Annotated in this window: 26 protein-coding genes and 4 tRNA genes; 19 read left to right on the forward strand and 11 right to left on the reverse strand. The window is 66.8% G+C overall.

Annotation, left to right across the window (positions count from 1 at the left end):
• The first annotated feature begins 216 nt into the window (after positions 1-216).
• From era to nagZ, 5 genes are all read left to right on the forward strand, one after another.
• On the forward strand, positions 217-1,116 hold the full coding sequence (gene era / locus G3N96_RS22295; protein ID WP_104012355.1) for a GTPase Era: 900 nt from the start codon (positions 217-219) through the stop codon (positions 1,114-1,116).
• Positions 1,103-1,939, forward strand: coding sequence for a DNA repair protein RecO (gene recO / locus G3N96_RS22300; RefSeq protein WP_206138487.1), 837 nt, complete (start codon positions 1,103-1,105; stop codon positions 1,937-1,939). Before era ends, recO begins: the two co-directional genes overlap by 14 nt.
• Positions 1,936-2,712, forward strand: a complete 777-nt coding sequence (gene pdxJ, locus G3N96_RS22305; protein WP_046545252.1) for a pyridoxine 5'-phosphate synthase — start codon at positions 1,936-1,938, stop codon at positions 2,710-2,712. Before recO ends, pdxJ begins: the two co-directional genes overlap by 4 nt.
• A gap of 72 nt (positions 2,713-2,784) precedes the next feature.
• Positions 2,785-3,213, forward strand: coding sequence for a holo-ACP synthase (acpS, locus tag G3N96_RS22310; RefSeq protein ID WP_206138488.1), 429 nt, complete (start codon positions 2,785-2,787; stop codon positions 3,211-3,213).
• A 16-nt stretch (positions 3,214-3,229) separates the two neighbouring features.
• Positions 3,230-4,258 carry a beta-N-acetylhexosaminidase gene (gene nagZ / locus G3N96_RS22315; RefSeq protein ID WP_206138489.1) on the forward strand — a complete coding sequence of 343 codons (1,029 nt, stop codon included), beginning with the start codon at positions 3,230-3,232 and terminating at the stop codon, positions 4,256-4,258.
• Between the two features lie 189 nt (positions 4,259-4,447).
• On the opposite strand, the gene G3N96_RS22320 is transcribed toward nagZ, so the two are convergent.
• The 3 genes from G3N96_RS22320 to earP all read right to left on the reverse strand — a co-directional run bounded on the left by G3N96_RS22320 (position 4,448) and on the right by earP (position 7,981).
• Positions 4,448-5,833, reverse strand: a complete 1,386-nt coding sequence (locus tag G3N96_RS22320; protein WP_089494381.1) for a sigma-54 dependent transcriptional regulator — start codon at positions 5,831-5,833, stop codon at positions 4,448-4,450.
• A gap of 269 nt (positions 5,834-6,102) precedes the next feature.
• Entirely contained in the window at positions 6,103-6,660 is a 558-nt protein-coding gene (gene efp / locus G3N96_RS22325) for an elongation factor P (RefSeq protein WP_011351421.1), read from the reverse strand.
• A 127-nt stretch (positions 6,661-6,787) separates the two neighbouring features.
• Positions 6,788-7,981: an elongation factor P maturation arginine rhamnosyltransferase EarP gene (gene earP / locus G3N96_RS22330; protein WP_206138490.1), complete on the reverse strand. Its 1,194-nt coding sequence runs from the start codon at positions 7,979-7,981 to the stop codon at positions 6,788-6,790.
• Between the two features lie 76 nt (positions 7,982-8,057).
• Here earP and uvrC point away from each other — a divergent pair, with 76 nt between their 5' ends.
• The 6 genes from uvrC (at position 8,058) to G3N96_RS22360 (ending at position 11,402) form a co-directional block, all read left to right on the forward strand.
• Positions 8,058-10,091 carry an excinuclease ABC subunit UvrC gene (uvrC, locus tag G3N96_RS22335; RefSeq protein ID WP_206138491.1) on the forward strand — a complete coding sequence of 678 codons (2,034 nt, stop codon included), beginning with the start codon at positions 8,058-8,060 and terminating at the stop codon, positions 10,089-10,091.
• 82 nt (positions 10,092-10,173) lie between these two features.
• The gene (gene pgsA / locus G3N96_RS22340; protein WP_011351424.1) at positions 10,174-10,761 is read left to right on the forward strand and encodes a CDP-diacylglycerol--glycerol-3-phosphate 3-phosphatidyltransferase; all 588 of its coding nucleotides are present in this window, start codon (positions 10,174-10,176) and stop codon (positions 10,759-10,761) included.
• Positions 10,762-10,896: 135 nt separating this feature from the next.
• Positions 10,897-10,972 (forward strand) — tRNA-Gly (locus G3N96_RS22345).
• 53 nt (positions 10,973-11,025) lie between these two features.
• Positions 11,026-11,101 (forward strand) — tRNA-Gly (locus G3N96_RS22350).
• 51 nt (positions 11,102-11,152) lie between these two features.
• A tRNA-Gly gene (locus G3N96_RS22355) sits at positions 11,153-11,228 on the forward strand.
• 100 nt (positions 11,229-11,328) lie between these two features.
• Positions 11,329-11,402, forward strand: a tRNA-Cys gene (locus G3N96_RS22360).
• An 86-nt stretch (positions 11,403-11,488) separates the two neighbouring features.
• Here G3N96_RS22360 and G3N96_RS22365 read toward each other — a convergent pair.
• Entirely contained in the window at positions 11,489-12,037 is a 549-nt protein-coding gene (locus G3N96_RS22365) for a GNAT family N-acetyltransferase (RefSeq protein ID WP_039348343.1), read from the reverse strand.
• Between the two features lie 56 nt (positions 12,038-12,093).
• The gene (locus G3N96_RS22370; protein ID WP_206138492.1) at positions 12,094-12,717 is read right to left on the reverse strand and encodes a helix-turn-helix domain-containing protein; all 624 of its coding nucleotides are present in this window, start codon (positions 12,715-12,717) and stop codon (positions 12,094-12,096) included.
• A 148-nt stretch (positions 12,718-12,865) separates the two neighbouring features.
• Here G3N96_RS22370 and G3N96_RS22375 point away from each other — a divergent pair, with 148 nt between their 5' ends.
• Positions 12,866-13,102, forward strand: coding sequence for a ParD-like family protein (locus G3N96_RS22375; RefSeq protein ID WP_039348336.1), 237 nt, complete (start codon positions 12,866-12,868; stop codon positions 13,100-13,102).
• Positions 13,102-13,908, forward strand: a complete 807-nt coding sequence (gene map / locus G3N96_RS22380; protein ID WP_089455851.1) for a type I methionyl aminopeptidase — start codon at positions 13,102-13,104, stop codon at positions 13,906-13,908. Before G3N96_RS22375 ends, map begins: the two co-directional genes overlap by 1 nt.
• 157 nt (positions 13,909-14,065) lie before the next feature.
• Here the strand turns inward: map and G3N96_RS22385 are convergent, their stop codons facing one another.
• Both G3N96_RS22385 and G3N96_RS22390 read right to left on the reverse strand, forming a co-directional pair.
• Positions 14,066-14,569 carry a GAF domain-containing protein gene (locus G3N96_RS22385; protein ID WP_011351430.1) on the reverse strand — a complete coding sequence of 168 codons (504 nt, stop codon included), beginning with the start codon at positions 14,567-14,569 and terminating at the stop codon, positions 14,066-14,068.
• A gap of 102 nt (positions 14,570-14,671) precedes the next feature.
• Entirely contained in the window at positions 14,672-15,589 is a 918-nt protein-coding gene (locus tag G3N96_RS22390) for a LysR family transcriptional regulator (RefSeq protein ID WP_069247501.1), read from the reverse strand.
• Between the two features lie 109 nt (positions 15,590-15,698).
• Between G3N96_RS22390 and G3N96_RS22395 the strand changes: the two genes are divergently transcribed.
• Positions 15,699-16,571 carry a pirin family protein gene (locus tag G3N96_RS22395; RefSeq protein WP_206138493.1) on the forward strand — a complete coding sequence of 291 codons (873 nt, stop codon included), beginning with the start codon at positions 15,699-15,701 and terminating at the stop codon, positions 16,569-16,571.
• Positions 16,572-16,696: 125 nt separating this feature from the next.
• A complete protein-coding gene (locus G3N96_RS22400) occupies positions 16,697-17,182 on the forward strand; it encodes a GNAT family N-acetyltransferase (protein ID WP_089455854.1) in 486 nt (161 codons plus the stop codon).
• A 25-nt stretch (positions 17,183-17,207) separates the two neighbouring features.
• Here the strand turns inward: G3N96_RS22400 and G3N96_RS22405 are convergent, their stop codons facing one another.
• Genes G3N96_RS22405 through G3N96_RS22415 form a run of 3 tightly spaced genes read right to left on the reverse strand, consistent with a single transcriptional unit; the run spans position 17,208 to position 19,185 of the window.
• A complete protein-coding gene (locus G3N96_RS22405) occupies positions 17,208-18,080 on the reverse strand; it encodes a cytochrome c oxidase assembly protein (protein WP_089439565.1) in 873 nt (290 codons plus the stop codon).
• Positions 18,081-18,090: 10 nt separating this feature from the next.
• Positions 18,091-18,537 (reverse strand): copper chaperone PCu(A)C, encoded by a 447-nt coding sequence (locus tag G3N96_RS22410; protein ID WP_206138494.1) that lies wholly within the window; start codon positions 18,535-18,537, stop codon positions 18,091-18,093.
• Positions 18,538-18,549: 12 nt separating this feature from the next.
• Complete coding sequence (locus G3N96_RS22415) at positions 18,550-19,185, reverse strand: SCO family protein (protein ID WP_206138495.1); 636 nt, start codon at positions 19,183-19,185, stop codon at positions 18,550-18,552.
• Between the two features lie 566 nt (positions 19,186-19,751).
• On the opposite strand from G3N96_RS22415, the gene otsB reads away from it, so the two are divergent.
• Positions 19,752-20,504, forward strand: a complete 753-nt coding sequence (otsB, locus tag G3N96_RS22420) for a trehalose-phosphatase (protein ID WP_089424869.1) — start codon at positions 19,752-19,754, stop codon at positions 20,502-20,504.
• Complete coding sequence (gene otsA / locus G3N96_RS22425) at positions 20,501-21,880, forward strand: alpha,alpha-trehalose-phosphate synthase (UDP-forming) (protein ID WP_124575948.1); 1,380 nt, start codon at positions 20,501-20,503, stop codon at positions 21,878-21,880. The genes otsB and otsA overlap by 4 nt, the downstream gene beginning before the upstream one ends.
• Before the next feature lie 78 nt (positions 21,881-21,958).
• Here the strand turns inward: otsA and G3N96_RS22430 are convergent, their stop codons facing one another.
• Positions 21,959-23,791: an ABC transporter ATP-binding protein gene (locus tag G3N96_RS22430; protein ID WP_124575947.1), complete on the reverse strand. Its 1,833-nt coding sequence runs from the start codon at positions 23,789-23,791 to the stop codon at positions 21,959-21,961.
• A 563-nt stretch (positions 23,792-24,354) separates the two neighbouring features.
• Here G3N96_RS22430 and G3N96_RS22435 point away from each other — a divergent pair.
• Both G3N96_RS22435 and G3N96_RS22440 read left to right on the forward strand, forming a co-directional pair.
• Entirely contained in the window at positions 24,355-25,419 is a 1,065-nt protein-coding gene (locus G3N96_RS22435; RefSeq protein WP_006476459.1) for a glycosyltransferase family 4 protein, read from the forward strand.
• Positions 25,420-25,657: 238 nt separating this feature from the next.
• The gene (locus G3N96_RS22440; protein ID WP_124575946.1) at positions 25,658-26,464 is read left to right on the forward strand and encodes a hypothetical protein; all 807 of its coding nucleotides are present in this window, start codon (positions 25,658-25,660) and stop codon (positions 26,462-26,464) included.
• The last annotated feature ends 28 nt before the right edge of the window (positions 26,465-26,492 follow it).

The following is a 26,492-nucleotide window of genomic DNA, read 5'->3' on the forward strand; positions in this document are numbered from 1 at the left end:
GCATCGTCGTCCGCCGACAAGTCTTCCGCCGGTACCGACCCCGCTTCGCGTGCGGCTGCGCGCACACGCGACGCCGCGGCACCGGATTCCGAGACGCCGCCGGGCGGCGCGAGCCTCGCCGCCGCGCAGGCGCGCGTGGCCGATGCCGACCACTGAATTGCCCATCGATCGTGCCGCGCGCCGCGCGGCCGTTTCCGAACCTGTCTCCCAAACGATATGAACACTCCCGCTCCTACCGGTTTCCGTTGCGGCATGATCGCGATCGTGGGCCGCCCGAACGTCGGCAAGTCGACGTTGATGAACGCACTCGTCGGCCAGAAGATCAGCATCACGTCGCGCAAGGCGCAGACGACCCGCCACCGCATCACCGGCATCAATACGTTCGACGACGCGCAATTCGTGTTCGTCGACACGCCGGGTTTCCAGACCCGCCACAGCACCGCGCTGAACCGTTCGCTGAATCGCGCGGTCACGTCGACGCTCACGTCGGTCGACGTGATCCTGTTCGTGATCGAGGCCGGCCGCTTCGGTCCCGACGACCAGAAGGTGCTCGACCTGATCCCGCCCGGCATGCCGACGCTGCTGATCGCGAACAAGATCGACCGCGTGAACGACAAGGCCACGCTGTTCCCGTTCATGCAGAAGGTGAGCGAACTGCGCGAATTCACCGAGCTCGTGCCGCTGTCGGCGCAGAAACCGGAAGACATCAAACGCCTGCTGGAGACGATCAAGCCGTACCTGCCGGAAGGCGAGCCAATCTACGGCGAGGACGAGCTGACCGACCGCAGCTCGCGTTTCCTCGCAGCCGAAATCCTGCGCGAGAAGGTGTTCCGCTGGACCGGCGACGAACTGCCGTACACCAGCACCGTGCTGATCGACAAGTTCGAGGAGGAAGGGCGCCTGAAGCGCATCTTCGCGACGATCCTCGTCGAGCGTGATTCGCACAAGGCGATGGTGATCGGCAAGAAGGGCGAGAAGCTCAAGCAGATCAGCACTGAAGCGCGGATGGACATGGAGAAGCTGTTCGACGGCCCCGTGTACCTCGAGACCTTCGTGAAGGTGAAGAGCGGCTGGGCCGACAACGAGGCGGGGCTGCGCGCCTATGGGTACGAATGACGCGCTGACGTCGACTGAAGACGCGGTGACGGCCGGTGCGAACGACGCGCCGCTGCCGGCACCGCCTGAACCGCCGCGCAAGGCGCGGCGCGCGACGTCACGCACGTCCGATTTCCGTGTCGCCGAGCAGCCGGCGTATGTGCTGCACAGTTATCCCTATCGAGAAACGAGCCTGATCATCGACGTGCTGACGCGTGATCATGGCCGGCTCGCGCTCGTCGCGAAGGGCGCGAAGCGCCCGCACTCCGCGCTGCGCGGCGTACTGCAGACCTTCCAGCCACTGCTGCTGTCCTGGTCGGGCAAATCCGAGGTACGCACACTGACGGGCGCCGAGTGGGTCGGCGGGATGCTGCCGCTCGGCGGCGACGGGCTCTTGTGCGGCTTCTACGCGAACGAGCTGCTCGTGAAATTCTGCGCACGCGAAGATCCCCAGCCGCCGCTCTTCAATCATTACGTGCTGACCCTCACGCGCCTCGCGCACGGCGAACCCGCGGTGCAGGTGCTGCGCTCGTTCGAGCGCGTGCTGCTGCGCGAGACCGGCTACGCGATGGCGCTGAACCGCACGGTCGCGCGCCGCGCGGTCGAGCCTGATCGTCACTACGTGTTCGATCCCGAGCGTGGCGTGCGCAACGCGGACGACGAAGTCCCGTCGCACTGGCCGGTCATCTCCGGACAGACGTTGCTCGATATGGAGCAGGACGATTACCATCGAGCCCAGACGGTTGCGCAAAGCAAGACGCTGATGCGCTTCCTGCTGAACACCTATCTCGGCGGCACGCCGCTTGCCACGCGTCAGATCCTGATCGACCTGCAAAACCTATGAGCTTCTTCCTGACAACGCCCACCGCCATCGACCTCGGCGTCAACATCGACCACGTCGCGACGCTGCGCAATGTGCGCGGCACGACCTATCCCGATCCGATCCGCGCGGCGCTCGCCGCCGAAGAAGCCGGTGCGGATGCGATCACGCTGCACCTGCGCGAGGATCGCCGCCACATCGTCGATGCGGATGTGCGCAAGCTGCGTCCGCTGCTGAAGACGCGCATGAATCTCGAATGCGCGGTGACGGCCGAGATGCTCGATATCGCCTGCGAAGTGCGTCCGCACGACGCGTGCCTCGTGCCCGAGAAGCGCGAGGAACTGACGACCGAAGGCGGTCTCGATGTCGCCGGCCACTTCGAGGCCGTGCGTGCGGCGTGCAAGCAGCTTGCCGACGTGGGCGTGCGCGTGTCGCTGTTCATCGATCCGGACGAGACGCAGATCCGTGCCGCGCACGAAGCGGGCGCGCCGGTGATCGAGTTGCATACGGGCCGTTACGCCGAAGCGCACGACGAAGCCGAACAGCAGCGCGAATACGAACGCATCGTCGCGGGCGTTCAGGCCGGCGCGCAGCTCGGCCTGAAGGTCAATGCCGGCCACGGCCTGCACTACACGAACGTGCAGCAGATCGCCGCGATCGACGGCATCGTCGAACTGAACATCGGCCACGCGATCGTCGCGCATGCGATCTTCGCGGGCTGGGACAACGCGGTGCGCGAAATGAAGGCGATCATGGTCGCCGCACGCGTTGCCGCGCTGCACGGCGGCGCGCGCTGAAGATGACATGCCGCAGCGTGTCGCGCGTCATGCCTGACCCGACCCGGCCGGGTCGTACCGGTGCGTACTGACATGGCGATCTACGGCATCGGTACCGACATCGCCCAGGTGAGCCGCATCGCGGCCGTGCTCGAACGCACGGGCGGCCGGTTTGCCGAGAAGGTGCTGGGCCCCGACGAACTGCGCGTGTTCCGTGCTCGCCGTGCCCGCTCCGAGGCGCGCGGCATCGCGTTCCTCGCGACGCGCTTTTCCGCGAAGGAAGCGTTCTCGAAGGCGATCGGGCTCGGCATGCACTGGCCGATGACGTGGCGGGCGCTGCAGACCCTCAACCACCCGAGCGGCGAGCCGTACGTGGTCGCGTCGGGCGAGCTGGCCGACTGGCTTGCCGCCCGTGGCATCACGGCGCGCGTGACGGTCAGCGACGAACGCGACTATGCGGTGTCGTTCGTGGTCGCCGAGACGGACGCCGCGCCTGCACCTGTTTCCCGAACCTCCTCCTGACGGATTATCCGATTCGATGAAAACGACTCCCGGCCCGGTCATGCTCGACGTCGTCGGCACGGCCCTGTCGCGCGACGATGCGCGGCGCCTCGCGCATCCGAATACCGGCGGCGTGATCCTGTTCGCGCGGCACTTCCAGAATCGCGCGCAACTGACCGCGTTGACCGACTCGATCCGCGCGGTGCGCGAAGACATCCTGATCGCCGTCGATCACGAAGGCGGGCGCGTGCAGCGTTTCCGCACCGACGGCTTCACGGTGCTGCCCGCGATGCGCCGCCTGGGCGAGCTGTGGGATCGCGACGTGCTGCTCGCGACGAAGGTCGCCACGGCCGTCGGCTACATCCTGGCCGCCGAATTGCGTGCATGCGGGATCGACATGAGCTTCACACCCGTGCTCGACCTCGACTACGGGCACTCGAAAGTGATCGGCGATCGCGCGTTCCATCGTGATCCGCGCGTCGTTACGCTGCTCGCGAAGAGCCTGAACCACGGGTTGTCGCTCGCCGGGATGGCGAACTGCGGCAAGCATTTCCCAGGGCACGGCTTCGCGGAGGCCGACTCGCACGTCGCGCTGCCGACCGACGACCGTACGCTCGACGCGATCCTCAAGCAGGACGTCGCACCGTACGACTGGCTCGGTTTGTCGCTGTCCGCGGTGATTCCCGCGCACGTGATCTACACGCAGGTCGACAAGCGGCCGGCCGGTTTCTCGCGCGTGTGGCTGCAGGACATTCTGCGCGGACGGCTCGGCTTCACGGGCGCGATCTTCAGCGACGACCTGTCGATGGAAGCCGCGCGCGAAGGCGGCACGCTCACGCAGGCGGCCGACGCCGCACTCGCGGCCGGTTGCGACATGGTGCTCGTCTGCAACCAGCCGGACGCAGCCGAGGTCGTGTTGAACGGCCTGAAAGCGCGGGCCACGGACGAGTCGGTGCGACGCATCAAGCGGATGCGTGGGCGCGGCAAGGCGCTCAAGTGGGACAAGCTGATCGCGCAGCCCGAGTATCTGAAGGCGCAGGCGCTGTTGAACAGCGTACTGGCCTGAGCGGGGAGGGGATGGTGCGATCCGCGCCGTTCCGGTTACCAAAACAGAAAGCCGCGCAATCGCGCGGCTTTTTTATGGGCTGCTGCCGGTGCAAACCCGGCAGCTTCGGGAGTCAGGCAGGTCGACGCAGTGTGCTTCGGTGCAACTAACGGTCAAACCCTGCCAGTGCCCTCGAGCATCGCCGCCTGCTCAGTTCACCTTCATCCGCTGCAGCTTGTTGTACAGCGTCTTCGGACTGATGCCGAGCAGCGTTGCCGCACGGTGGCGCGTGCCGCCGACGGCGTCGAGCGTCGCGCGGATCAGCAGATCCTCGACGTCGGACAGTGGCGTGCCGACCTTGATCTGCACGCTGCTGCCGTTCAGTGCGGCGCCGGCCGAGAAGCTCGGCTCGCCCGCGCGCAGCGTCTCGATGAAATCGCCCGATGCGTCGTACGCGAAGCGCACGCGCTCCTGCAGCTCGCGCACGTTGCCCGGCCATTCGTAGGACAGGCATTCACGGACGAAGCCCGGCGCCGTGCGCTTGTCGGTCGTGCTGCGGCCGGTTGCGCGCGCGTCGCGATTCAGTTCGTCGATCAGCGCATCCGCGATCGCGAGCGCATCGCCGTCGCGATCGCGCAGCGGCGGCATCGTGATCGATGCCGCATCGAGGCGCAGCCACAGATCCTCGCGCAGCGTGCCGTTCGCGACCGCTTCGCGCGCCGGGCGGCGCGTGGTCGCGATCAGCCGGAAATCGCTCGTGATCGAGCTCGTGCCGCCGATCCGCATGAAGTTCTGCGAATCGAGCGCATGCAGCAGGGCTTCCTGCAGCACGAGCGGCAGTGCGGTGATTTCGTCGAGGAACAGCGTGCCGCCGCCGGCTTGTTCGAACAGGCCCGATTCGCGGCGCTCGGCGCCATCGAACGCACCGCGTTCATGGCCGAACAGCACGCTGTCGAGCGACGCACCGTGCCGGCCGGCCTGTGCGATCGTCCGGCAGTCGAACGATACGAACGGCCCCTTGCGGCGCCGGCTCAGGTCGTGCAGCGTGCGCGCGGCCAGCTTCTTGCCGGTACCGGCTTCGCCCGAGAACAGCACCGCCGTTTCGGTGCGCGCGTTGTGCTCGATCATGTCGTACACGTGCTGCATCGCGTCGCTGCGGCCGACCAGCGCGCCGAAGCGGCCGAGATGGCGCAGCGACGCGCGCAACGACTGCACTTCGTCGATCAGTTCGTACGGACGCGGGATCCGCGCGAGCAGGCTGCGCAGGCGCGGGATGTTGATCGGCTTCAGCAGGTAGTCCCAGATGCCGTGACGCAGCCCCTCGATGGCGCTCTCGACCGTCGCATTGCCGGTCAGCACGATGACGGGCAGCGAGCCGTTCGGCTGTTGCTGCGGCAGGTGCTGGAGCAGGTCGAACCCGCTGCCGTCCGGCAGGTTCAGGTCGACCAGAACGACATCGGGAATCGAGCGGCCGAGCGCCGTGCGCGCTTCTGCGAGCGACGTGGCCGTGTCGACCGAGAAGCCGTCCGCGGCGAGCAGCGCGGTGAGGCCGGACAGACTGTTGGGATCGTCTTCGACAATCAGGGCGTGTGGCATGGTGGACGCAAGTCGAGTCAAGTGAGGCGGGCTGTCGGCCATCGTGGCCGCAGCCGCATGTCAGATTAAAAACTGATTTTATGCCCCGCTGAACGCGTCACGAGCAATATTTCTCCGGCGCTATAAAACAGTTACCGATGATACAAATTGAATATCTTTACCGGTGGCTTTTGTGCTTTACATGAGCCTGACTCTCGCCCGGTTGTTGGCGCCGGACAAACAAAAAGCGCCCCGAAGGGCGCTTTGTTCGATGCGGGTATCGCTGGCGATTACGCGCGGCTGCGGTATTCGTTCGTACGCGTATCGATTTCGATCTTGTCGCCGGTGTTGCAGAACAGCGGCACTTGCAGTTCGAAGCCCGTTGCGAGCTTGGCGTTCTTCAGCACCTTGCCCGACGACGTGTCACCCTTGACTGCCGGTTCCGTGTAGGTGATCTCGCGAACCAGGACCGTCGGCAGTTCGACCGAGATTGCCTTCTCGTTGTAGAACACGACTTCGCAAGCCATGCCGTCTTCGAGGTAGTTCAGCGCTTCGCCCATCATTTCCGCTTCGACTTCGAACTGGTTGTAGTCGGCGTCCATGAACACGTACATCGGATCGGCGAAGTACGAGTACGTCACTTCCTTGCGGTCGAGCACGACGACGTCGAACTTGTCGTCAGCCTTGTAGACCGCTTCCTGGCCTGCGTTCGTCAGCAGGTTCTTCATCTTCATCTTGACGACGGCGGAGTTACGGCCCGACTTGTTGTATTCAGCCTTGGCGATGACCCATGCGTCGCTGCCGATCTGCACGACGTTGCCTACGCGGAGTTCCTGTGCGGTTTTCATAAAAAACTGTCCTGATCAAATCAAATAAATAGGTGCCTGAGCGTTGCGCAACGGCTGACGGCGCAAGCGGTGCGTTCCGGTGGACGCCAAAAGCGAGCGCTTGCCTGGTCAGCCGTCGGATAACCGCTTATTTTAACTGAGATTTTGCGTATTCCGCCAGCTTTCCGGCGAGATCGCCGACGGCCGCGAGCGCATCGGCCCAGCGGATCGCGTTGGCGTCCAGTGCGGCGCGGTGCTGCCAGAAATCGGCCCAGTCGGGCGTGCCGACGCCGTTCCATGCATGCCAGAACCGTTCGAGCGCCGCGCGCGGCGCGTCGGCGAGGCCGGCCGACAGGTGCGCGAGCGCGGCGTCGAGCTTCGGCAGGTGGACGTCGTCGGCCTGCGGGTAGATGTGCCACACGAACGGCTTGCGGGCCCACTGCGCCCGGACGAACGAATCCTCGCCGCGCACGAAATTGACGTCGGCCACCCACAGCGACGGATCGTAGTCGGCCTGGGGGACGAACGCGAGCCCGTGGGCAGTCAGGTTGCCGCTGCGCGCATGGGTGCCCGCGCCGAACGACTCGACCCCGAAAAAACGCGCGACGGCAGGCGACACGCGGCCGGCCGGCACGAGTGCGACGACCGGTGTCGGGCCGTCGCGCCACTGCGCGAGCAGCGTGTCGACGGCCGGATTCTCGTACGCGAACAGGCTGACGACCGTCGTACCGGGGGCCGGCGGCGCGCCGCCGGTCGCGCGCTGCCACCAGGCGTCGCGCGCTGCCGCGTCGGCTTCGAAGGCCGTGCGGCGCGCATCGAGGTCGTGCTCCTTCAGGACGCCGCCGGTGCCGGCCGACAGGCCGGGGAAGAAAAACGTCTTCAGCAGCGGGTAGCGCGGATGCGGCGACGGCCGCAGATGGAAATCGGCGACCCAGTCCTCGGCGCTCAGGTATTCGAGGTTGATCCACACGGGGCGACGCGCGCGCCGCGCCATCGCCGCGAGATACGCGCCGGGCAGCTCGCACGCGAACGCTTCGATCACGACATCGGCGATCTCCAGCGCGTCGCCGGCTTCCGCATGCCAGTGCTCGATCACGATCGCGTCGACCGTCTGCCGCCCCGCGTCGGGATCGACCCCGGGCAGCAGGCGCGCGAACGTGCGCAGGTCGTCGACGAACAGGCGAACCTGCCAGCCGTGCTCGTGCGCGAGCTGGCGCGCGACGCGCCAGCAGACGCCGATGTCGCCGAAATTGTCGATCACCGTGCAGAAGAGGTCGCAGGCGATCGGTTCGCCCGGCGCGAGCGACGCGGCGGGCAGGGGGGCAGCGGTGGTGCGGGGCATCGAAGCGGGCCGGTGAATGCTCTAAACTGGCGATTCTAATAGACCCGTCCCGCGTTACAAGGCGCCCGGATCACGCATGACATCCCCTGAAGCTTCCGATACCCCGTTCGAACCGAAGAAGATCCTTGCGCAGTTGCCGCACATGCCGGGCGTCTATCGCTACTACGATACGGCGGGCGCCGTGCTCTATGTCGGCAAGGCGCGCGACCTGAAGAAGCGCGTATCGAGCTATTTCACGAAGACGCAGTTGTCGCCGCGCATCGCGATGATGGTCACGCGCATCGCGCGCATCGAGACGACCGTCACGCGCTCGGAGGCCGAGGCGCTGCTGCTCGAGAACAACCTGATCAAGGCGCTCGCGCCACGCTACAACATCCTGTTTCGCGACGACAAGTCGTATCCGTACCTGAAGCTCACCGCGCACCGTTTTCCGCGAATGGCCTACTACCGCGGCTCGGTCGACAAGCAGAACCAGTACTTCGGGCCCTTCCCGAGCGCCTGGGCCGTGCGCGAGAGCATCCAGATCCTGCAGCGCGTGTTCCAGCTGCGCACCTGCGAGGATTCGGTCTTCAACAACCGCACGCGGCCGTGCCTGCTGCACCAGATCGGGCGCTGCACGGCGCCGTGCGTCGGCGCGATCTCCGACGAGGATTACGCGATCGACGTATCGAACGCCGCGCGTTTCCTGCTCGGCCGGCAGTCCGAAGTGATGAAGGAGCTCGAGCAGAAGATGCACGCGTTCGCGGCCGAACTGAAATTCGAGCAGGCGGCGGCCGTGCGCAACCAGATGAGCTCGCTCGCGACGGTGCTGCACCAGCAGGCGATCGAGGTCGGCAGCGACAGCGACGTCGACATCCTGGCCGTCGTCGCGCAAGGCGGGCGCGTGTGCGTGAACCTCGCCATGGTGCGCGGCGGCCGGCATCTCGGCGACAAGGCGTATTTCCCGACGCACGTCGAAAGCGCGCTGACGCTCGCCGAGGGCGGGATCGGCGACGAGTCCGAACTGGCGGAGGCCGCCGATGCGTCCGCCGATGTATTGCCCGACCTGCCCGCGGAAGAACCTGGCCGCACGCGCGGTGACGCGGCGGCGTCGGTCGAGGCCGAGGTGCTCGACGCGTTCATCGCGCAGCACTATCTCGGCAACCGCGTGCCGCCGGTGCTGGTCGTGAGCCATGCGCCCGCGAGCCGCGACCTGCTCGAGCTGCTGTCCGAACAGGCCGGCCACAAGGTGTCGCTGGTGCGGCAGCCGCAGGGGCAGCGGCGCGCGTGGCTGTCGATGGCCGAGCAGAATGCGCGGATCGCGCTCATGCGGTTGCTGTCCGAGCAGGGCTCGCAGCAGGCGCGCACGCGTGCGCTCGCGGAGACGCTCAGCTACGAATGCGACGATCTCGCGACGCTGCGGATCGAATGCTTCGACATCAGCCACACGATGGGCGAGGCAACGCAGGCGTCGTGCGTGGTCTATCACCATCACAAGATGCAGTCGGGCGAATACCGCCGCTACAACATCACCGGGATCACGCCGGGCGACGACTACGCGGCGATGCGGCAGGTGCTCACGCGCCGCTACGAGAAGATGGTCGAGCAGGCCGCGCAGGCGGCTGCCGCCGACGATGCGGCCGGCATCGACGGCGAGTCGACGCGCCAGGCCGAGGCGTCGAGCCTGCTGCCGAACATCGTGCTGATCGACGGCGGCAAGGGTCAGGTCGAAATCGCGCGCCAGGTGTTCACCGAGCTCGGTCTCGACACGTCGATGCTGGTCGGCGTCTCGAAAGGCGAGGGGCGCAAGGTCGGCCTCGAGACGCTCGTGTTCGCGGACGGCCGCACGCCGCTCGAACTCGGCAAGGAAAGCGCCGCGCTCATGCTCGTCGCGCAGATCCGCGACGAGGCGCACCGCTTCGCGATCACCGGCATGCGTGCCAAGCGGGCGAAGGCGCGCCAGACATCGCGGCTCGAGGAACTCGAGGGCGTCGGCGCGAAGCGCCGGCAGCGGCTGCTCGCGCGGTTCGGCGGGTTGCGCGGCGTGGTTGCCGCGAGCGTCGAGGAACTCGCGAGCGTCGAGGGCATCTCGCACGCGCTCGCCGAGCAGATCTACAAGCAGCTTCACTGACGCGGCCGTGCGGCCGGCCGCCGTTCTTGTGGCAGGCCGGTCGACACGGCACAATTGCGAATCCTTTACTGTCCCGCATGCCATGCCGTTCAATTTCCCGATTTTCCTGACGTGGGTACGGATCGTGCTGATTCCGCTCGTCGTCGGCGTGTTCTATCTGCCGGACACGGTGATGGGCGGCGCGCACCGCAATCTCGCGGCGGCGGCGATCTTCATTCTTGCGGCGCTGACCGACTGGTTCGACGGCTACCTGGCCCGCAAGTGGAACCAGACGTCGTCGTTCGGCGCATTTCTCGATCCGGTGGCGGACAAGCTGATGGTGACGGCCGCGCTGCTGATCCTCGTGCAGATTTCGCGGGTCGACGCGGCAATCGCACTCGTGATCGTCGGCCGCGAGATCGCGATTTCGGCGCTGCGCGAGTGGATGGCGCAGATCGGTGCGTCGAAGAGCGTCGCGGTGAACCAGCTCGGCAAGTTCAAGACCGCCTGCCAGATGGTCGCGATTCCGATGCTGCTGTTCTACGGTCCGCTGCCGCTCGGCGTCGCGACGATCGACACGCGCGTGTGGGGCGAATGGCTGATGTATCTCGCCGCGGTGCTGACGATCTGGTCGATGCTGTACTACATGAAGCTCGCATGGCCGCAGATTCGCGAGCGCGGCGGCGCGTGATGCGTCCGGTCGAGCAGGTTTTTGTAAAAAGGGCTGGAAAAGCCCTTGACACACGAATGTGCCTTCGACATAATCTCGCTTCTCCGCTGCACGACGAAGTAAGTGTGTGACGGGGAAGCCGTAGCGCAGCAATACGCGGGAGTAGCTCAGTTGGTAGAGCGCAACCTTGCCAAGGTTGAGGTCGCGAGTTCGAGACTCGTCTCCCGCTCCAGATTTTTTCTGGCAGCGTGTTGGTCGGCAAAGCGCTGCAGATGCAGGACACATGCGGGAGTAGCTCAGTTGGTAGAGCGCAACCTTGCCAAGGTTGAGGTCGCGAGTTCGAGACTCGTCTCCCGCTCCAGATTTTTCTGGCAGCGTGTTGGTCGGCGAAGCGCTGCAGATGCAGGACAATGCGGGAGTAGCTCAGTTGGTAGAGCGCAACCTTGCCAAGGTTGAGGTCGCGAGTTCGAGACTCGTCTCCCGCTCCAAGTAATGGGGAAGCCACGCTTCCCTTTTTATTTGATGGACTTTCAGTCCTCGAATAAAAAATCTGTCGCTTGCCTCACGGCATTCGCACAGTCCGCTTTTGGCGCGATAGCAAAGCGGTTATGCAGCGGCCTGCAAAGCCGTTTAGGCCGGTTCGACTCCGGCTCGCGCCTCCAGATAAAGCCCCGCTTCGGCGGGGCTTTTCTTTTTTCTGCATCGCTTGCGGCCGTCGTGCATGGCGCATGCGACGGCCTGCTGGCGATCAACCATCCACCGGCTGCGCCGGCGTGTCGAGCGTCAGCTGATAGAACGCCGCATCGAGCCAGCGGCCGAATTTGAAGCCGGCCTGCGTGATCGTGCCCGAGTGCACGAAGCCCAGTTTCGTATGCAGTGCGATGCTTCCCGCATTGGTCGCATCGATGCAGCCGACCACAACGTGCACCTGCGCTTCGCGCGCGCGCCGGACCACTTCGCGCAGCAGCACCTCGCCCAGCCCGCGGCCGCGCTGGTCGCGATGCACGTACACACTGTGTTCGACCGTGTACTTGAAGGCGGGAAACGCGCGGAACGTGCCCCAGCTGGCAAAGCCCAGCAGCGTGCCCGACGCATCGACCGCGCCGATGACCGGGAAGCCGCCCGCGCGCTTCGCCGCGAACCACGCGACCATCGCTTCCGGCGGACGCGGCTTGTAGTCGTACAGCGCGGTCGAGTTCGCGATCGCGTCGTTCAGGATCTCGAGGATGGCCGGCGCATGCTCGGCCTCGCTGCAATCGATCAGGCGCACGTCGTCGCGCTGTTTCGGGGAATTCATACCGGCTCCTGTGGGCAATAGATAGGGCGCGCGCGGCCATTGCGGCGACGCGTTCGTCAGGGATTCCGCACGCCGGCGGCGGCAGACGCATCGCAGATCACGACGACATAGCGCGCGGCCTGCGACGACGGATTGCTGAAAATCAGCGGCTGGTCGAGCCGCATGGCCAGGCAGTCGCCTTCGTGAAGTTCGTGCAGCGCATCGCCGAACGTGACGTCGACGCGGCCGCTGATGACCCACACCTGCTGATGCAGCGCGCTTTCGCGCCCGCCACTGTCGTACGCGACGCGTGCACCGGGCGGGAAATCCACCTCGACGAGCTGGATCGGTGACGGCCAGCCGGCCGGGGAGAGGTTGCGCCGCACGTAGCCGGACGCCGGATCTCGCCATTCGGCCTGCTGCGCGCGGCGGGCCAGCGGCTGCGCGGGCGTGTCGTCCTGATCGCCGCCGAACAGCCCGGCCAGCGACACGCCGAGCCCGGCCGCGAGCTTGTCGAGCACGACCGCCGTCGGGCTGGCCGATGCGCGTTCGATGAGCGAGATCATCGAACGGCTGACGCCGGAGCGCGCGGCCAGCGCATCGAGCGTGTAGCCTCGCTCGGTGCGCAGGTCGCGTACGCGCCGGGCGATGCGTTCGTTGATGCCGGTGTCGTCGGCAACGGCGGTCGCTGATTCTTTCATGATGGATTTATTTTCCAGCAAACTGGAATTTGCTGTCAACGGGATGGATGGTGGCTGGCCGATGGCTCGATGGAATTCGAACGGCTTGCTCGGCAGTCGTACGCGGCGTAATATACGAATCGACTACGTTTCGTTTAATTGGGGATATATGGGCATCATCAAGATTTCCGAGCACATGCACGAGCGGCTGCGCTCGACCAGCACGGCGCTGAGCCGCTCGATCAATGCGCAGGCCGAGCACTGGCTCCGCGTCGGGATGCTGGCGGAACTCAATCCGGCGCTGTCTTACGGCGACATCTGCCGGATGCTGATCGAGGCCGAAGCACGGGGCGGCGAGACGGGGCCGGCGGAACCGGTCGAGCACGGTATCGAGCAGGTGGCGTAATGGCGAAACGAGAAATCCCGATCCGCGGCGCCGCGGAAATCGCCAAGTCTCGTGAAGCCGCGAAGCTCGCGTCGCAGGTGCTGACGATGATCACCGAGCACGTGAAGCCGGGTGTCACCACCGACGAGCTGGACGTGCTCTGCCGCAACTACATCGTCGACGTGCTCGGCGCGATCCCGGCCAACATCGGCTATCACGGCTATCCGAAAACCGTGTGCGCATCGGTCAATCACGTGGTGTGCCACGGCATTCCGACGTCGCGGCCGCTGCGCGACGGCGACATCGTGAACCTCGACATCGCGGTGATCAAGGATGGCTGGTTCGGCGATACGAGCCGCATGTATTTCGTCGGCGAACCGAACGAACTCGCGCGGCGCCTCGTCGCGACGACCTATGAGGCGATGCACGCGGGCATCCGCGCGGTGCGTCCGGGCGCGACGCTCGGCGACGTCGGCTACGCGATCCAGCAGGTCGCGCATCGCGAAGGATTCAGCGTGGTTCGCGAATACTGCGGGCACGGCATCGGCGATGTCTATCACGATGAGCCGCAGGTGCTGCACTACGGCCGCCCGGGCACCGGCGTGCCGCTCCGGCCGGGGATGATTTTCACGATCGAGCCGATGCTCAACGCGGGCAAGCGCGACACGCGCATGCTGGCGGACGGCTGGACGGTGGTCACGAAGGACCATTCGCTGTCGGCCCAATGGGAGCACATGGTCGTCGTGACGGAAACGGGCTTCGAGGTGCTGACCGAGGACGCGAAGCCTCAGGCGTTCCCGGTGTTGTCGGGCACGCACGCCGCCTGATATCTGCAGTGCGCCACGAACGGTGGTGCGGTGGCACAGTGGAACGGGCCCCTTTGCGGGGCCCGTTTCGTTTTCGTTCGAGGTTGCGCGGCGCGCGCGATTTACGCGTGAATGCGGCGACCAGTTGCTTGGTGGCGGAGCGCGGCCCGGCCGCGGCTCAACCGCGTGCCTTCTGCCACGCGGATTCAACGAACACGCGGCACAGCGCTTCCATCCCCTTGCGGTCTTCGTCGTCGAAGCGCGCGGCGACCGGGCTGTCGACGTCCCACACGCCGATCAGCGTGCCGTCGGCGGCCACCAGCGGCACGACGATTTCCGATTCCGATGCGGCATCGCACGCGATATGGCCGGGGAAGTCATGCACGTCGCGCACAACCTGCGTCTCGCGCGTCTGTGCGGCCGTGCCGCACACGCCCTTGCCGAGCGCGATCCGCACGCAGGCGGGCTTGCCCTGGAACGGCCCGACCACGAGTTCCGTCCCGTCGAAGAAGTAGAAGCCGGCCCAGTTGAGACGGTCGAGCGAGTGGTAGACCAGCGCGGAGAAGTTGGCCGCGTTCGCGGTCAGGTCGCGTTCGGACTCGACGAGCGCGCGTGCCTGCTCGACGAGCGTCGCGTATTGATCGGCCTTGGAGGCGTTGGGGTCGTTGGACAGCGTGAACATGGCGGGAAAGCGATCAGGGTTGTGGAATGCGCGATGCGCGTACCGCAGTCTACGGCACGCGCGCAGGGTTTGCAGCGCCTGGCCACGCGTGAAGCGGCGCGCTCAATCGGGTTCGAGTTCGGCAAACCGCTCCGCGAGAAAATCGAGCAGGGCGCGCACCGCGGGCAGCAATCCCCGGCGCGATGCGAACACCGCATGCACGATTTCTCGGCGTGGCGCCCAGTCGGGCAGCACGGTCACCAGCTCGCCGCGCGCGACCTCATCGCGCACCATCATCGTCGGCAACTGCACGATGCCGACGCCCGCGACGGCCGCCGCGCGCAGCGCGAGCATGCCGCCCGTCACGAAGCGCGGCTGGTGATGAATTTCCGCGTGAGCGCCGTCGGGCCCGCGCAGCCGCCACACGTGCGCGGACTGCGGGGCGCCGTGGTCGAGGCTCGGCAGGCGCGCGAGATCGGCGGGAACGGCCGGGGCGCCGTGCTCGCGCAGCAGCGCCGGGCTTGCGACGAGGCACTGGCCGCGCTCGGCCAGCACGCGCAGCGCGAGATCGCTGTCTTCGAGCGGCGGCGGGCGTACACGGATCGCGACGTCGATCCCTTCGCCGACCACGTCGACGCGCCGGTTGGTCGCTTCCAGATGAATCTCGACGCGCGGGCATGCGACCATGAACGCGGCGATCATCGTGCCGACCAGCGAATCGAGCAGCACGATCGGGCAACTGACGCGCACGATGCCGCGTGGCTCCTCGTGCAGCAGCGCGATCGCCTCGTCGGCGGCATCGGCCTCGACGAGCATCGCGCGGCAATGCGCGTAATAGGTCTGGCCGACGTCGGTGACCGTGAAGCGGCGCGTCGAGCGCTGGATCAGCCGCATCCCGAGCCGCGCCTCGAGCAGCGCGATGCGGCGGCTCAGCTTCGATTTCGGCATGTCCAGCGCCCGTCCGGCCGGTGCGAAGCCGCCGTGTTCGACGACCTGTACAAAGTAATAGAGATCGTTCAGATCCCGCGCTTTATCGTTCATGAAATGGAACGCTGCGTGCGATTTTGGCAGTCTACCGGATCGATCGTTCCATCACTATATTTCTACCCAGGATGCGAAACACGTGTTTCGCCGCAATTCGGAGAAGGCAATGAAGAAGATCCAGGGTGTGTACAGTGCGCCGCGCGGCCATTGGGTCGGCGACGGTTTCCCGGTGCGTTCGATGTTCAGCTACCAGTCCCACGGCGCGCACCTGAGCCCGTTCCTGCTGCTCGATTACGCCGGCCCGACCACGTTCGAGCCGGGCTCGGCCTCGGCACCGCGCGGTGTCGGCCAGCATCCGCACCGCGGGTTCGAGACGGTGACGATCGTCTATGACGGCGAGGTCGCGCACCGCGACTCGACCGGCGCGGGCGGCGTGATCGGCCCGGGTGACGTGCAGTGGATGACGGCCGCGAGCGGGATCCTGCACGAGGAATTCCACTCGGAAGGGTTCACGCAGCGGGGCGGCCCGCTCGAGATGGTGCAGCTGTGGGTGAACCTGCCCGCCGCGGACAAGATGGGCGCGCCCGGCTACCAGACGCTGCTGAACGCCGACATCCCCGTGGTCGAGCTGCCGGACGGCGCGGGGCGTGCGCGGATTATCGCGGGTGAGTTCGACGGGCGGCGTGGGCCGGCCCGCACGCATACGCCGATCGACGTGTGGGACGTGCGGCTCGTGGCCGGCGGCCATGCGCGGTTCCCGGTCGCCGAAGGGCGTACGCTCGCGGTGGTCGTGCTGAGCGGCACCGTGCAGGTGAACGGCGAGACGGTCGCCCGCGAAGCGCAGTTCGTGCAACTCGGCCGCGACGGCAGCGATGTCGAGATCGAAGCGAACGGCGACGCGAAGCTGCTGATCCTGAGCGGCGAACCGATCGACGAACCCGTCGTCGGTTACGGGCCGTTCGTGATGAACTCGCAAGCGGAGATCCGTACCGCGATCGAGGACTTCAACAGCGGCCGCTTCGGCCAGATGCCGGCGTGACGGACAGGCCCCGCGCAATGCGGGGCCTTTTTTGTGCGCGGGCAGTCGGTCGCGCGGCGGGTGCGCTTCGAGGCATAATCGTCGATTGCCGCGCGCCGGCCGGCGCGCCCGAATCAGGACCGACCATGAACGCATCCGCTGCATCCCCGAGCGCCGCCGATCTCGACTGGCGCTGGAAGTCCTTCGACGCGCTGACGGCGCGCGAAGTCTACTCGATCCTCGAAGCGCGCAGCGCGGTATTCGTCGTCGAGCAGAACTGCGTGTATCGCGACATCGACGATGCGGATCAGGCCGCATGGCACCTGGCCGCCTTCGATCCGGCAGGCCGCCTGGCCGGCTATCTGCGCGTGCTGCTGCCCGATGCGCAGCACACCGACGTGCGCATCGGCCGCGTGCTGACGACCGCCGCGTTTCGCGGCGCAGGTCTCGGCAACGGGCTGCTGTCGCGCGCGCTCGAGCATATCCGTGCGCAGTGGCCGGATACGCCGGTGAGCCTGCATGCGCAGGCCCACTTGCAGCGTTTTTATGGCGCATTCGGCTTCGCGCCGAGTTCGGACGTGCACGACGAGGACGGCATCCCGCACGTGTGGATGAGCAGCGCACGCGCGTAATGCGATGCGCCGCGCCGCGCGGCAGTCAGTGCGCGGCGTGCGCGACCGGCGGCCGGGCTGCGCGCTGTGCCGCGGCCCGTTCATCGATCAGGCGGCCGCGCGCGGACAGCCGCAGCCAGTGGCGCAGCGCGATCAGCGCGCCGATCACGCTCATCATCGAGCCGGGAATCCACAGCAGCAGGCCGCCGATCTGCTGGTCACGCAGCGGGCTCAGCCATGTGAACGCACGGCCGCAGATCGAATAGATCGGATACAGCTCGTGCGGCGTGAAGAAGATCAGCGCGCCGAGCGCGATCTGCGGCGGAATCGCCGCGACGACGATCAGGATCCGGCGGCCCGGCGACAACCGCGCGGGCGGCGCGGGACGCGGATCGACGACGAGCCACCAGAACAGCAGCCCGTCGATCACCATGCTCCAGTTCATCACGCGATAGAGACGCCAGTCGAGCATCGCGATGAAGTGAATCGGCGACAGCAGCCAGAAATAGATCAGCCCGACGAACAGCACGACCGCGACGACGGGATGGAACACCACGTCGAGCGTCGCGCGCACGGGCGCCCACGCGAGCGCGGGGCGCACGAAGCGCTGCCGCCAGCGGAATGGAATGCCCGCGCGCATCGCCGCGCCCGGATACGACAGCGCAATGAAGAACGGCCCGAGGTGGTGCAGCACCAGATGCTGCGCGCGGTGCAGGAAGAACTCGTGCTCGAAGAAATAGTCGAGCCGCGTATGCAGCGCGATGTAGAGCGCCGTCAGCCCGAACCAGAACGAGAACTGCCGCAGCGGCGACACCTTCGCCTTCTTCACGCCGCGTGCGAACAGCACGGCGGCGGTCAGCACCGCGATCACCACGGTGGGCGACGGTTCCCACGGATCGAGCCAGTACAGGAGGTTCATCGCGCGCGCATCACTTCGCCTGGGCCGGCGATTTCACGGCGAACGGCGCATCGACCGTTTCGCCGTCGGAGAACTTCAGGCGCAGGTGCACGGTGTCGCCCGGCTTGATCGCGTGCTTCGGCTCCTCGAGCATGAAGTGGTAGCCGCCCGGCGCGATGTCGACCTTGCCGCGCGCGGGGATCGTCAGCTTGTCGACCATTTCCATTTTCTGCGTCGAGCCGTTCGAGACGGTCTGGTGCAGCATCGCCATCCCGTAGTCGGGGCTGTCGACGTCGACGAGATTGACCGGCTTGTCGCTCGTGTTCACGAGCGTCACGTAGCCGCCGGCGGGCAGCTTGTTCGGCAGCCAGCGCACCCAGGCGTTCTGCGCGGTGATCGCGCCGGCGGCATACGCGTGGGCGCCCGCGCACAGCGCGACGAGGAGGGCGAGCGTCTTGAGGGTCGTTTTCGTTTTCATGTCGGGATGAATTCAGGTCGTGGAGGCGGTGTCGATGATCCGGCGCAGATCGGCGGCGATGGCGTCGGGCGAGTCGCGGTCGGTCGCAAGCAGGCGGGCGCGGCCGCTCGCGTCGAAGATGTAGACGGCCGAGCTGTGCGTGACTTCGTAGCCGCCGGACGGATCGCGCTTTTCCATCTGGTAGGCGACGCGATAGCGCTTCGCGAGCGATTCGATCTGGCGGTCGGTGCCGGTCAGGCCGCGCGCATGCGCGGCGTCGAACGCGGCGACATACGATTGCATTGCCTGCGGCGTGTCGCGTGCAGGGTCGACCGAGACGAACAGGATGCGCACGTCGTTGGCCTGCGGGCCGAGCTTCGCCAGCACTTCCATCAGCCGCGCCATCGTTTCGGGGCAGACATCGGGGCAGTGCGTGTAGCCGAAGTAGACGAGCGCGACCTGGCCGTGGAACGCATCGGCGTCGACGGGGTGGCCGTCGCCGCCCGTCAGCGTGAACGACAGGTCGGGCAGGTGGCCGGTAACGTTGGTCAGGTTCCAGCGCGGCTCGTCGTGCGTGCACGCGGCGAGCGCCACGGCGGCGGCGAAGGCCGCGGCCGTGCGGAAGAGGCGGGGGAAGCGCCGGTGCGGCGTGGTGCAGGCAGACGACATCTTAGGGACTGTTTCCATATGGAACGCGCATGCGTTGCCACGAGAACGGCCGCTCGCGAGGCGCGCGACGCTGCCAATACTGACGTATTCGTAAGGAGCGCAACGCGGCGAGCGGCCGTTCTCGTGGCAACCCCTAATTAAAAATTTCATTCCACGGGAATGCCCGAAATCGCCCGGATGGCGGCGTCGCTCGTCGCTTGTTTGGCTCGGCCAAACGGCGCTTCTCACTCCTTGCCATCCAGGCGATTTCGGGCATTCGCATGTGCGTTCCATATGGAAACAGTCCCTAAGGCTCGATCGGACGGAATGGTGGCCGGCGGCGCGGCGCCATGCGGCGCGCGGCAGGCGGTTGCGACTGTAGCGCAATTCGCGCGCCCGCGTCCTTTCGAAACCCGTACGCCGCGGGCGAGCGGGGCAATATGTCGCAGTTGACGCGCGCGGCGGCGCGATGCCGTGGCCGCACCGGTTTCGCCCATCTCGATGCGCAGGCGCGGTAAGATGCGCACAATTCCATTCGCGCAGCGGCCGCCCGGCGTTTGCCGACCGGCTCTCACACTATCGAATCGATGCAATCCGTTCCGGCTTCCCTGTCCCTGACCGATACCGCGTTCTTCTTCGACTTCGACGGCACGCTCGTCGAACTGGCGCCGACGCCCGACAGCATTCATGTTCCGCCGTCGCTGTTGACGCTGCTCGACGAGCTGCGGCGCCGCTCGCACGGCGCGGTCGCGATCGTGTCCGGGCGCGGCATCGACAACATCGACACGTTCCTGAAGATGCCCGGCATGCCGATCGCCGGCCTGCACGGCGCGGAGCGCCGCGATGCGAACGGCGACACGCAGCGCATCGGCTTCAACGACGAACGCCTGCTGCGCATCGAGCGCGAGCTGGCGGCCGTCGTCGACCGTCATCCGGGCATGCTGCTCGAAATCAAGGGCGCGGCCGTCGCGCTGCACTACCGCAACGCGCCCGAGCGTGAGGCGGCTGCACGCGCGGCCACCGAGCGCCTCGTCGCCGACTATGCCGATGCGTATGTGCTGCAGCCCGGCAAGATGGTGTTCGAGATCAAGCCGAAAGGCGTCGACAAGGGGCGCGCGCTCGCTGCGTTCCTCGACGAGCCGCCGTTCGCCGGCCGCGTGCCCGTGTTCGCGGGCGACGACCTGACCGACGAGAAGGGCTTCGCGGTGGTCAACGCGCGTGGCGGCCTGTCGATCAAGGTCGGCGCGGGCGAGACGTCTGCCCGCACGCGGCTCGATTCGGTCGACGCGCTGCATGAGCAGATCGCGCGTTGGCTCGGTGCGGAGCAGCCGGACGCATGAGTCGCCTCATCATTGTTTCAAACCGCGTCGCGCCGATTTCGGAAGGCGAACCGGCGGCGGGCGGTCTTGCGATCGGCGTCTACGATGCGCTGAAGGAGACGGGCGGCATGTGGTTCGGCTGGAGCGGCGAGGTCGTCGCGTCCGGTGCGCCGCAGATCCGCGTCGAGGAGCACGGCCCGGTCACGTTCGCGACCATCGGCCTGTCGCGGCGCGACTACGACCAGTATTACCGCGGCTTCTCGAACGCGACGCTGTGGCCCGCGTTTCACTACCGCACCGACCTGATCCAGTACGACCGTCACGAATTCGAAGGCTATGGCCGCGTGAACGTGTGGCTCGCCCAGCAGCTCGTGCCGCTGCTGCAGGACGACGACGTGATCTGGGTGCACGACTATCACCTGATCCCGTTCGCGCGCGCGCTGCGCGCGGCCGGCGTGAAGAACCGCATCGGCTTCTTCCTGCACATCCCGTTTCCGGCTGCGCAGGTGCTCGTCAGCGTGCCGCCGCATCGCGACCTCGTCGAGTCGCTGTGCGCGTTCGACCTGCTCGGCTTCCAGACCGAACCCGACCTGCGCGCGTTCTGCGACTACGTCGAGTCGGAAGCGGACGGCGCGATCGAGCGCGACGGCCACCTGGCGACGGTGCGCGCATTCGGCCGGACGCTGCGCGCGGCCGCCTATCCGATCGGCGTGCATCCGGACGAGATCGCGTCGCTCGCGCAGGCCGGCGAGCACGGCAAGGCGGTGCGCACGCTCGCGACGTCGCTGCGCGGCCGCAAGCTGATCATGAGCGTCGACCGGCTCGATTACTCGAAGGGGCTCGTCGAGCGCTTCCGCGCGTTCGAGAAGCTGCTCGAGCACGAGCCGTCGCATCGCAATCGCGTGTCGTTCCTGCAGATCGCGCCGTCGACCCGGGCGGAACTGCGCGCGTACCAGGACATCCGCCTGCAGCTCGAAGGGGAGTCGGGGCGCATCAACGGACGCTTCGCCGAGCTCGACTGGGCGCCGATCCTCTATATCCATCGCCAGTACGACCGCCAGCTGCTCGCCGCGCTGTACCGGCTCGCGCGGGTCGGCTACGTGACGCCGCTGCGCGACGGGATGAACCTCGTCGCGAAGGAGTACGTGTCCGCGCAGAATCCGGACGATCCGGGCGTGCTCGTGCTGTCGCGCTTCGCCGGCGCCGCACGCGAGCTGACGGGGGCGCTGATCGTCAATCCGATCGATATCGACGGGATGGCCGATGCGCTGTCGCAGGCGCTGACGATGCCGCTCGCCGAGCGGCGCGCGCGTTATACGGACATGATCGCGCAGCTTCGCGAGAACAACGTGTCGGTGTGGCGCGACAACTTCCTGCGCGATCTGCAGCACGCGTAAACGGCGGTTCATCGAGCAGTAAAAAAGCCGCAGTGCGACGCGCACTGCGGCTTTTTTTGTCGGCTGCGCGCCGGCGTGTCAGGCCACGCGTTCGCCGGTCGGCGTGCTGCCGTCCGGTGCGGGGTGATGGCGGCCGTGCTGTTTCGCGAGCAGGTCGCGGTACAGGCCCGGGCGGTTGCGCAGCACGTCGGGCGGGCCGTCGTCGATCACCTTGCCGTTGTTCATCACGATGATCCGGTCGAAGTTGCGCAGCGTCGACAGACGGTGGGCGATCGCGATCACCGTGCGGCCGACCATCAGGCGGTCGAGCGCGCTCTGGATCGCTTCCTCGGACGCGCTGTCGAGCGCGGAGGTCGCTTCGTCGAGCAACAGGATCGGCGCATCCTTCAGGATCGCGCGCGCGATCGCGATGCGCTGGCGCTGGCCGCCCGAGAGCTTGACGCCGCGGTCGCCGACGATCGTGTCATAGCCTTCCGGCATCGCTTCGATGAATTCCGCGCAGCGCGCGTCGCGCGCGGCGGCGAGCACTTCGTCGCGGGTCGCTTCGGGGCGGCCGTACGCGATGTTGTCGTAGATCGTCCGGTGCAGCAGCGAGATGTCCTGCGGCACGAGCGCGATCGCATGGCGCAGGCTGTCCTGCGTGATCGTCTTCACGTCCTGGCCGTCGACCTTCACGGCGCCGTCCTGCGTGTCGTAGAAGCGCTGCAGCAGCGCGAGCACGGTCGACTTGCCGGCGCCCGACTTGCCGATCAGGCCGACGCGCTGGCCCGGCTCGATACGGAGGTCGAAGTGGTCGAGGATCGCGCGGCGGTGCGGATACGCGAACGTCACGCGCTCGAAATCGACACGGCCGCCCGTGGCCGACAGCGGCTGCGCGTCGGAGCGGTCCGGCATCCCGTGCGGCTCGAGCAGCGTCTTGACGGCTTCGGACAGGCGCGCGATGTGCTGCGTGACGTCGACGAGCGCGACCGCGAGATCGCGCGTGCCGTGCAGGATCGTGAAGCCGAGCGAGCTGACGAGCACGATGTCGCCCGACGTCGCGCGGCCCTGGTCCCACAGCCACAGCGCCCAGCCGAGCAGGCCGGCGGACAGCATCGCGGTGATCACCGCGTGCAGCAGGCGCAGCTTCTCGAGATAGAGCAGGCTCTGCTGGCGCGCATCCATCTCGGCCTTGACCGTCGCGCCGAAGCGCTTTTGCTCGCGCAGTGTCATCCCGAACGCACGCACGAGGCCCATGTTGCCGATCACGTCGACGAGCTCGCCGTCGACCGCCGCGGCCTTCGCCGCGAACGCGTGGTGGCGGGCCGAGCCGCGCCCGGCGAGCTTGAACAGGATGACGGACAGCACGGCCGAACAGCCGAGCAGGCCGGCGGCCATCATCGGATTGACGACGATGATCATCAGGATTGCGCCCATCACCGCGATGCACGGCGGCAGCACGTTCCACGCCATCGTGTTCTCCGACGTGTAGACCGCGTTCGACGTGGCCGTGATGCGGCTCGCCAGCGTGCCCGGCTGCTTTTCGGCGTAGTAGGTGGGCGAATGGCCGATCAGGTACTGGAACAGGTCACGCCGCAGGTCGCCGGTGACCGCGACGAACGTGTGCGCGGCGAACCAGCCGCCGACGCGCCACAGCAGATTGTCGGCCGCGATCAGCCCCACGAGCAGCGCGAACGCGCTCCACAGCGGGCCGGGGTGATGCCGCCCGGTCGCCAGCACGTCGATCAGGTGCTTGATCGCGTATTGCGAGCCGAGCGCGCAGCCGACGGCGGCCAGCACGCTGCAGAGCACGATCAGGTGGGCGACGGGATGCAGGCGGATGTAGCGGAACAGGAACGCGATCGGTCGATGCGCGTAGCTCGACAGCTTCGCGTTGTGGGCGTTGCGCTGGGCAGGGGTGAGAGATTCCAAAATATGCGTGCGGTGATTCGGTGAGTGAGCGTGGCGGCTGGATCGCAGGCCGGCGTTCGCCCGGACTGAATAATCCGGCATTGTAAACAAGCCCGCGTGTCGCGCTGCGCGAATCTTGCCTTGGCCAGGGGCTCGCGGTCGATTTTGAGATAAAATCCGGCATCCCGTCCTGCCTCATGTGCCGGAATCACGCTGCCGGCGGTCACGGGGTCAAGGAACGCCAAAAGGGCCTTCCACTCTAGAACGGACACCCAAGTCCGCGGGTTGCAAAGTGTTGCATCTTTGTAACAAAGTAAAGTGTTTGAAATGTTGTGCGCCGTATCGGGATTAACCCTAGATAATCGGCTCCGGGTTCGATTCCAGGTTTTTTACGAACCCCTGTCAACGGGTCTTCGTTTCAAACGTTCTATGCCTGTCGCGTCGCCGACGCTCCTTGAGCAGCGCGGGTTCGACGCCCCCGGCAGGCTGATTCGTCCGATCTTCGGACGACCTGCATCCAGCCCGGACCGCCGGCAGGTTGCCGACCCAAACCTGGTTTTTAGCCGATTTTTTAGGAGTTACGCATGCGAATCGCCCAAATCGCTCCGTTGCACGAAGCGGTGCCCCCGAAACTGTACGGTGGTACCGAGCGAGTGGTGTCCTACCTCACCGAAGCACTCGTCGAGATGGGGCATGACGTCACGCTCTTCGCGAGCGGCGATTCGCAAACCTCCGCGAAGCTCGAAGCCTGCTGGCCGCAGGCGCTGCGCCTCGACCCGACGATCCGCGACGTGATGGCCCCGCACATGCTGCTCCTCGAGCAGGTGCGCCGCCGCGCGGAAGAGTTCGATGTCCTGCACTGCCACATCGACTACTACCCGTTCTCGCTGTTCTCGCGCCAGCCGGTCCCGCATCTGACGACGATGCACGGCCGTCTCGACCTGCCGGAACTGCAGCCGATCTTCAACGCATTCAGCGACGTGCCGGTCGTGTCGATCTCCGACAACCAGCGCATCCCGCTGCCGCAGGCGAACTGGCTGTCGACCGTCTACCACGGCCTGCCGGAAAACCTGCTGACGCCGATCCCGAACGTGAAGCCGAGCTACCTCGCGTTCCTGGGCCGCATCTCGCCGGAAAAGCGCGTCGACACGGCGATCCGCATCGCCGAGCAGGCCGGCCTGCCGATCAAGATCGCCGCGAAGCTCGACAAGGCCGACCGCGCGTACTACGAAGAGAAGATCAAGCCGCTGTTCGCGCTGCCGCACGTCGAGTACATCGGTGAAATCAGCGAGTCCGAAAAGACCGAGTTCCTCGGCAATGCGCACGCGCTGCTGTTCCCGATCGACTGGCCGGAGCCCTTCGGCCTGGTGATGATCGAGGCGATGGCTTGCGGCACGCCGGTGATCGCGTTCAAGCGCGGCTCGGTGCCGGAAGTGATCGACAACGGCGTGTCGGGCTTCGTCGTCGAAGACGAGCTGTCGGCGGTTGCCGCGCTCAAGCGCCTCGATACGCTGCCGCGCGAGAAGGTCCGCGCCGCGTTCGAAGCCCGCTTCTCGTCGAAGGTGATGGCGCAGAACTACGTGAAGGGCTACGAGGAGTTGCTGCGCCAGAAGCGCCGCACGGTGCTCCGCGAAGTCAACGCAAGCTGATTGCGGGCCGCCGCCGCGCCGCGGCGCGCGGCTTGCCATCGACGCCCCGTCCGGGTTCCCGGCGGGGCGTTGTCACATCCGCGGCGCGGATCTGTTGTATTCTCGCCGCGCCCGACGCCGCGAACGGCCCCCGAAGCGGCCCGGCAGGGCATCCGTCCGTCTGTCCAGACGGTAATGTCCCTATAATGGCCGTGCCGTGAAATCCGGCCCCCGCACGAATATCCAGAGGAGAGCAGTCTTGGCGAGAACGAAATCCACGCGCGCAGCGCCGGCCCCCGGCGCCGGTGTGATCTTCGCGTTGCGTGCGATCGGTCTCGTGCTGCTCGCGCGCTGGCTGTTCTCGATGTCCCAGATGGGCTATCGCTCGTCGCTGTCGGCGATGGTGTCGTCGCCCTGGGCGTTCGTCTACCTCCTGTTGATCTTCCTGCTGCTCGCGTTGCCGGGCGCCGTCGCGCGCGCCGAACGGCCGTTTCATCCGCTGCCGCAGTGGCTGCGCCAGGCGTTGCGCGTCTTTGCGCTGATCGGTTTGCTGTTCGCGGTCTGGTCGATCGGCATGTTCGTCTGGGTGGACGGCTGGCGCCTCGCGCTGCATGCGGTGACGGCGACCAACGGCTGGCTCGTCGCCGCCCCGGCGCTTTATGCGGCGATCGTCTGGATCTGCCGCCCGCGGCCGCTGTGGCGGACCAACGTGGCCGCCCGCCGCTTCGCGGTCGGCCGTTATGCGATTTCGCTCGACGTGCTGACGCGCACCGCGATCGTGTGGATGGAAAGCCGCAAGGTCGGCCAGTACGATGCGCGCGAACTGTCGGTGCGCTGGCCCGGCCGTGCGGCGCCTGCCGCAGGCGACGGTGCAGCGGACGCGCAGCCGGCCGTCGTGCCGCCGCGCCGCGGCAGCTTCTTCAATCGACCGAAGGTCGAACTGCTGTGGGATTCGCCGGCGGCCGTCGGCCATAACCGGCAGATCGTCATGCGTGCGCCGCTCGCGACCGAGGGCGATCGCGTCGCGGTGCTCGCGCTCGACGCCGCGCTCAAACAGATCGTCTGACAAGTCCCGCGCACGGCGTGCGGGCGAC

This window comes from Burkholderia sp. Se-20373, assembly GCF_017104705.1.
Classification (GTDB): domain Bacteria; phylum Pseudomonadota; class Gammaproteobacteria; order Burkholderiales; family Burkholderiaceae; genus Burkholderia.

Excerpts from the sequence above, each read along its gene's own strand:
- acpS (WP_206138488.1), top strand. The coding sequence starts at position 2,785 with ATGGCGATCTACGGCATCGGTACCGACATCGCCCAGGTGAGCCGCATC.
- G3N96_RS22375 (WP_039348336.1), top strand. The coding sequence starts at position 12,866 with ATGGGCATCATCAAGATTTCCGAGCACATGCACGAGCGGCTGCGCTCG.
- pgsA (WP_011351424.1), top strand. The coding sequence starts at position 10,174 with ATGCCGTTCAATTTCCCGATTTTCCTGACGTGGGTACGGATCGTGCTG.
- nagZ (WP_206138489.1), top strand. The coding sequence starts at position 3,230 with ATGAAAACGACTCCCGGCCCGGTCATGCTCGACGTCGTCGGCACGGCC.
- G3N96_RS22410 (WP_206138494.1), bottom strand. The coding sequence starts at position 18,537 with ATGAAAACGAAAACGACCCTCAAGACGCTCGCCCTCCTCGTCGCGCTG.
- efp (WP_011351421.1), bottom strand. The coding sequence starts at position 6,660 with ATGAAAACCGCACAGGAACTCCGCGTAGGCAACGTCGTGCAGATCGGC.
- G3N96_RS22390 (WP_069247501.1), bottom strand. The coding sequence starts at position 15,589 with ATGAACGATAAAGCGCGGGATCTGAACGATCTCTATTACTTTGTACAG.
- G3N96_RS22400 (WP_089455854.1), top strand. The coding sequence starts at position 16,697 with ATGAACGCATCCGCTGCATCCCCGAGCGCCGCCGATCTCGACTGGCGC.
- otsA (WP_124575948.1), top strand. The coding sequence starts at position 20,501 with ATGAGTCGCCTCATCATTGTTTCAAACCGCGTCGCGCCGATTTCGGAA.
- G3N96_RS22365 (WP_039348343.1), bottom strand. The coding sequence starts at position 12,037 with ATGAATTCCCCGAAACAGCGCGACGACGTGCGCCTGATCGATTGCAGC.
- recO (WP_206138487.1), top strand. The coding sequence starts at position 1,103 with ATGGGTACGAATGACGCGCTGACGTCGACTGAAGACGCGGTGACGGCC.
- G3N96_RS22415 (WP_206138495.1), bottom strand. The coding sequence starts at position 19,185 with ATGTCGTCTGCCTGCACCACGCCGCACCGGCGCTTCCCCCGCCTCTTC.
- uvrC (WP_206138491.1), top strand. The coding sequence starts at position 8,058 with ATGACATCCCCTGAAGCTTCCGATACCCCGTTCGAACCGAAGAAGATC.
- G3N96_RS22320 (WP_089494381.1), bottom strand. The coding sequence starts at position 5,833 with ATGCCACACGCCCTGATTGTCGAAGACGATCCCAACAGTCTGTCCGGC.
- pdxJ (WP_046545252.1), top strand. The coding sequence starts at position 1,936 with ATGAGCTTCTTCCTGACAACGCCCACCGCCATCGACCTCGGCGTCAAC.
- map (WP_089455851.1), top strand. The coding sequence starts at position 13,102 with ATGGCGAAACGAGAAATCCCGATCCGCGGCGCCGCGGAAATCGCCAAG.
- G3N96_RS22405 (WP_089439565.1), bottom strand. The coding sequence starts at position 18,080 with ATGAACCTCCTGTACTGGCTCGATCCGTGGGAACCGTCGCCCACCGTG.
- earP (WP_206138490.1), bottom strand. The coding sequence starts at position 7,981 with ATGCCCCGCACCACCGCTGCCCCCCTGCCCGCCGCGTCGCTCGCGCCG.
- G3N96_RS22435 (WP_006476459.1), top strand. The coding sequence starts at position 24,355 with ATGCGAATCGCCCAAATCGCTCCGTTGCACGAAGCGGTGCCCCCGAAA.
- G3N96_RS22395 (WP_206138493.1), top strand. The coding sequence starts at position 15,699 with ATGAAGAAGATCCAGGGTGTGTACAGTGCGCCGCGCGGCCATTGGGTC.
- era (WP_104012355.1), top strand. The coding sequence starts at position 217 with ATGAACACTCCCGCTCCTACCGGTTTCCGTTGCGGCATGATCGCGATC.
- otsB (WP_089424869.1), top strand. The coding sequence starts at position 19,752 with ATGCAATCCGTTCCGGCTTCCCTGTCCCTGACCGATACCGCGTTCTTC.
- G3N96_RS22370 (WP_206138492.1), bottom strand. The coding sequence starts at position 12,717 with ATGAAAGAATCAGCGACCGCCGTTGCCGACGACACCGGCATCAACGAA.
- G3N96_RS22385 (WP_011351430.1), bottom strand. The coding sequence starts at position 14,569 with ATGTTCACGCTGTCCAACGACCCCAACGCCTCCAAGGCCGATCAATAC.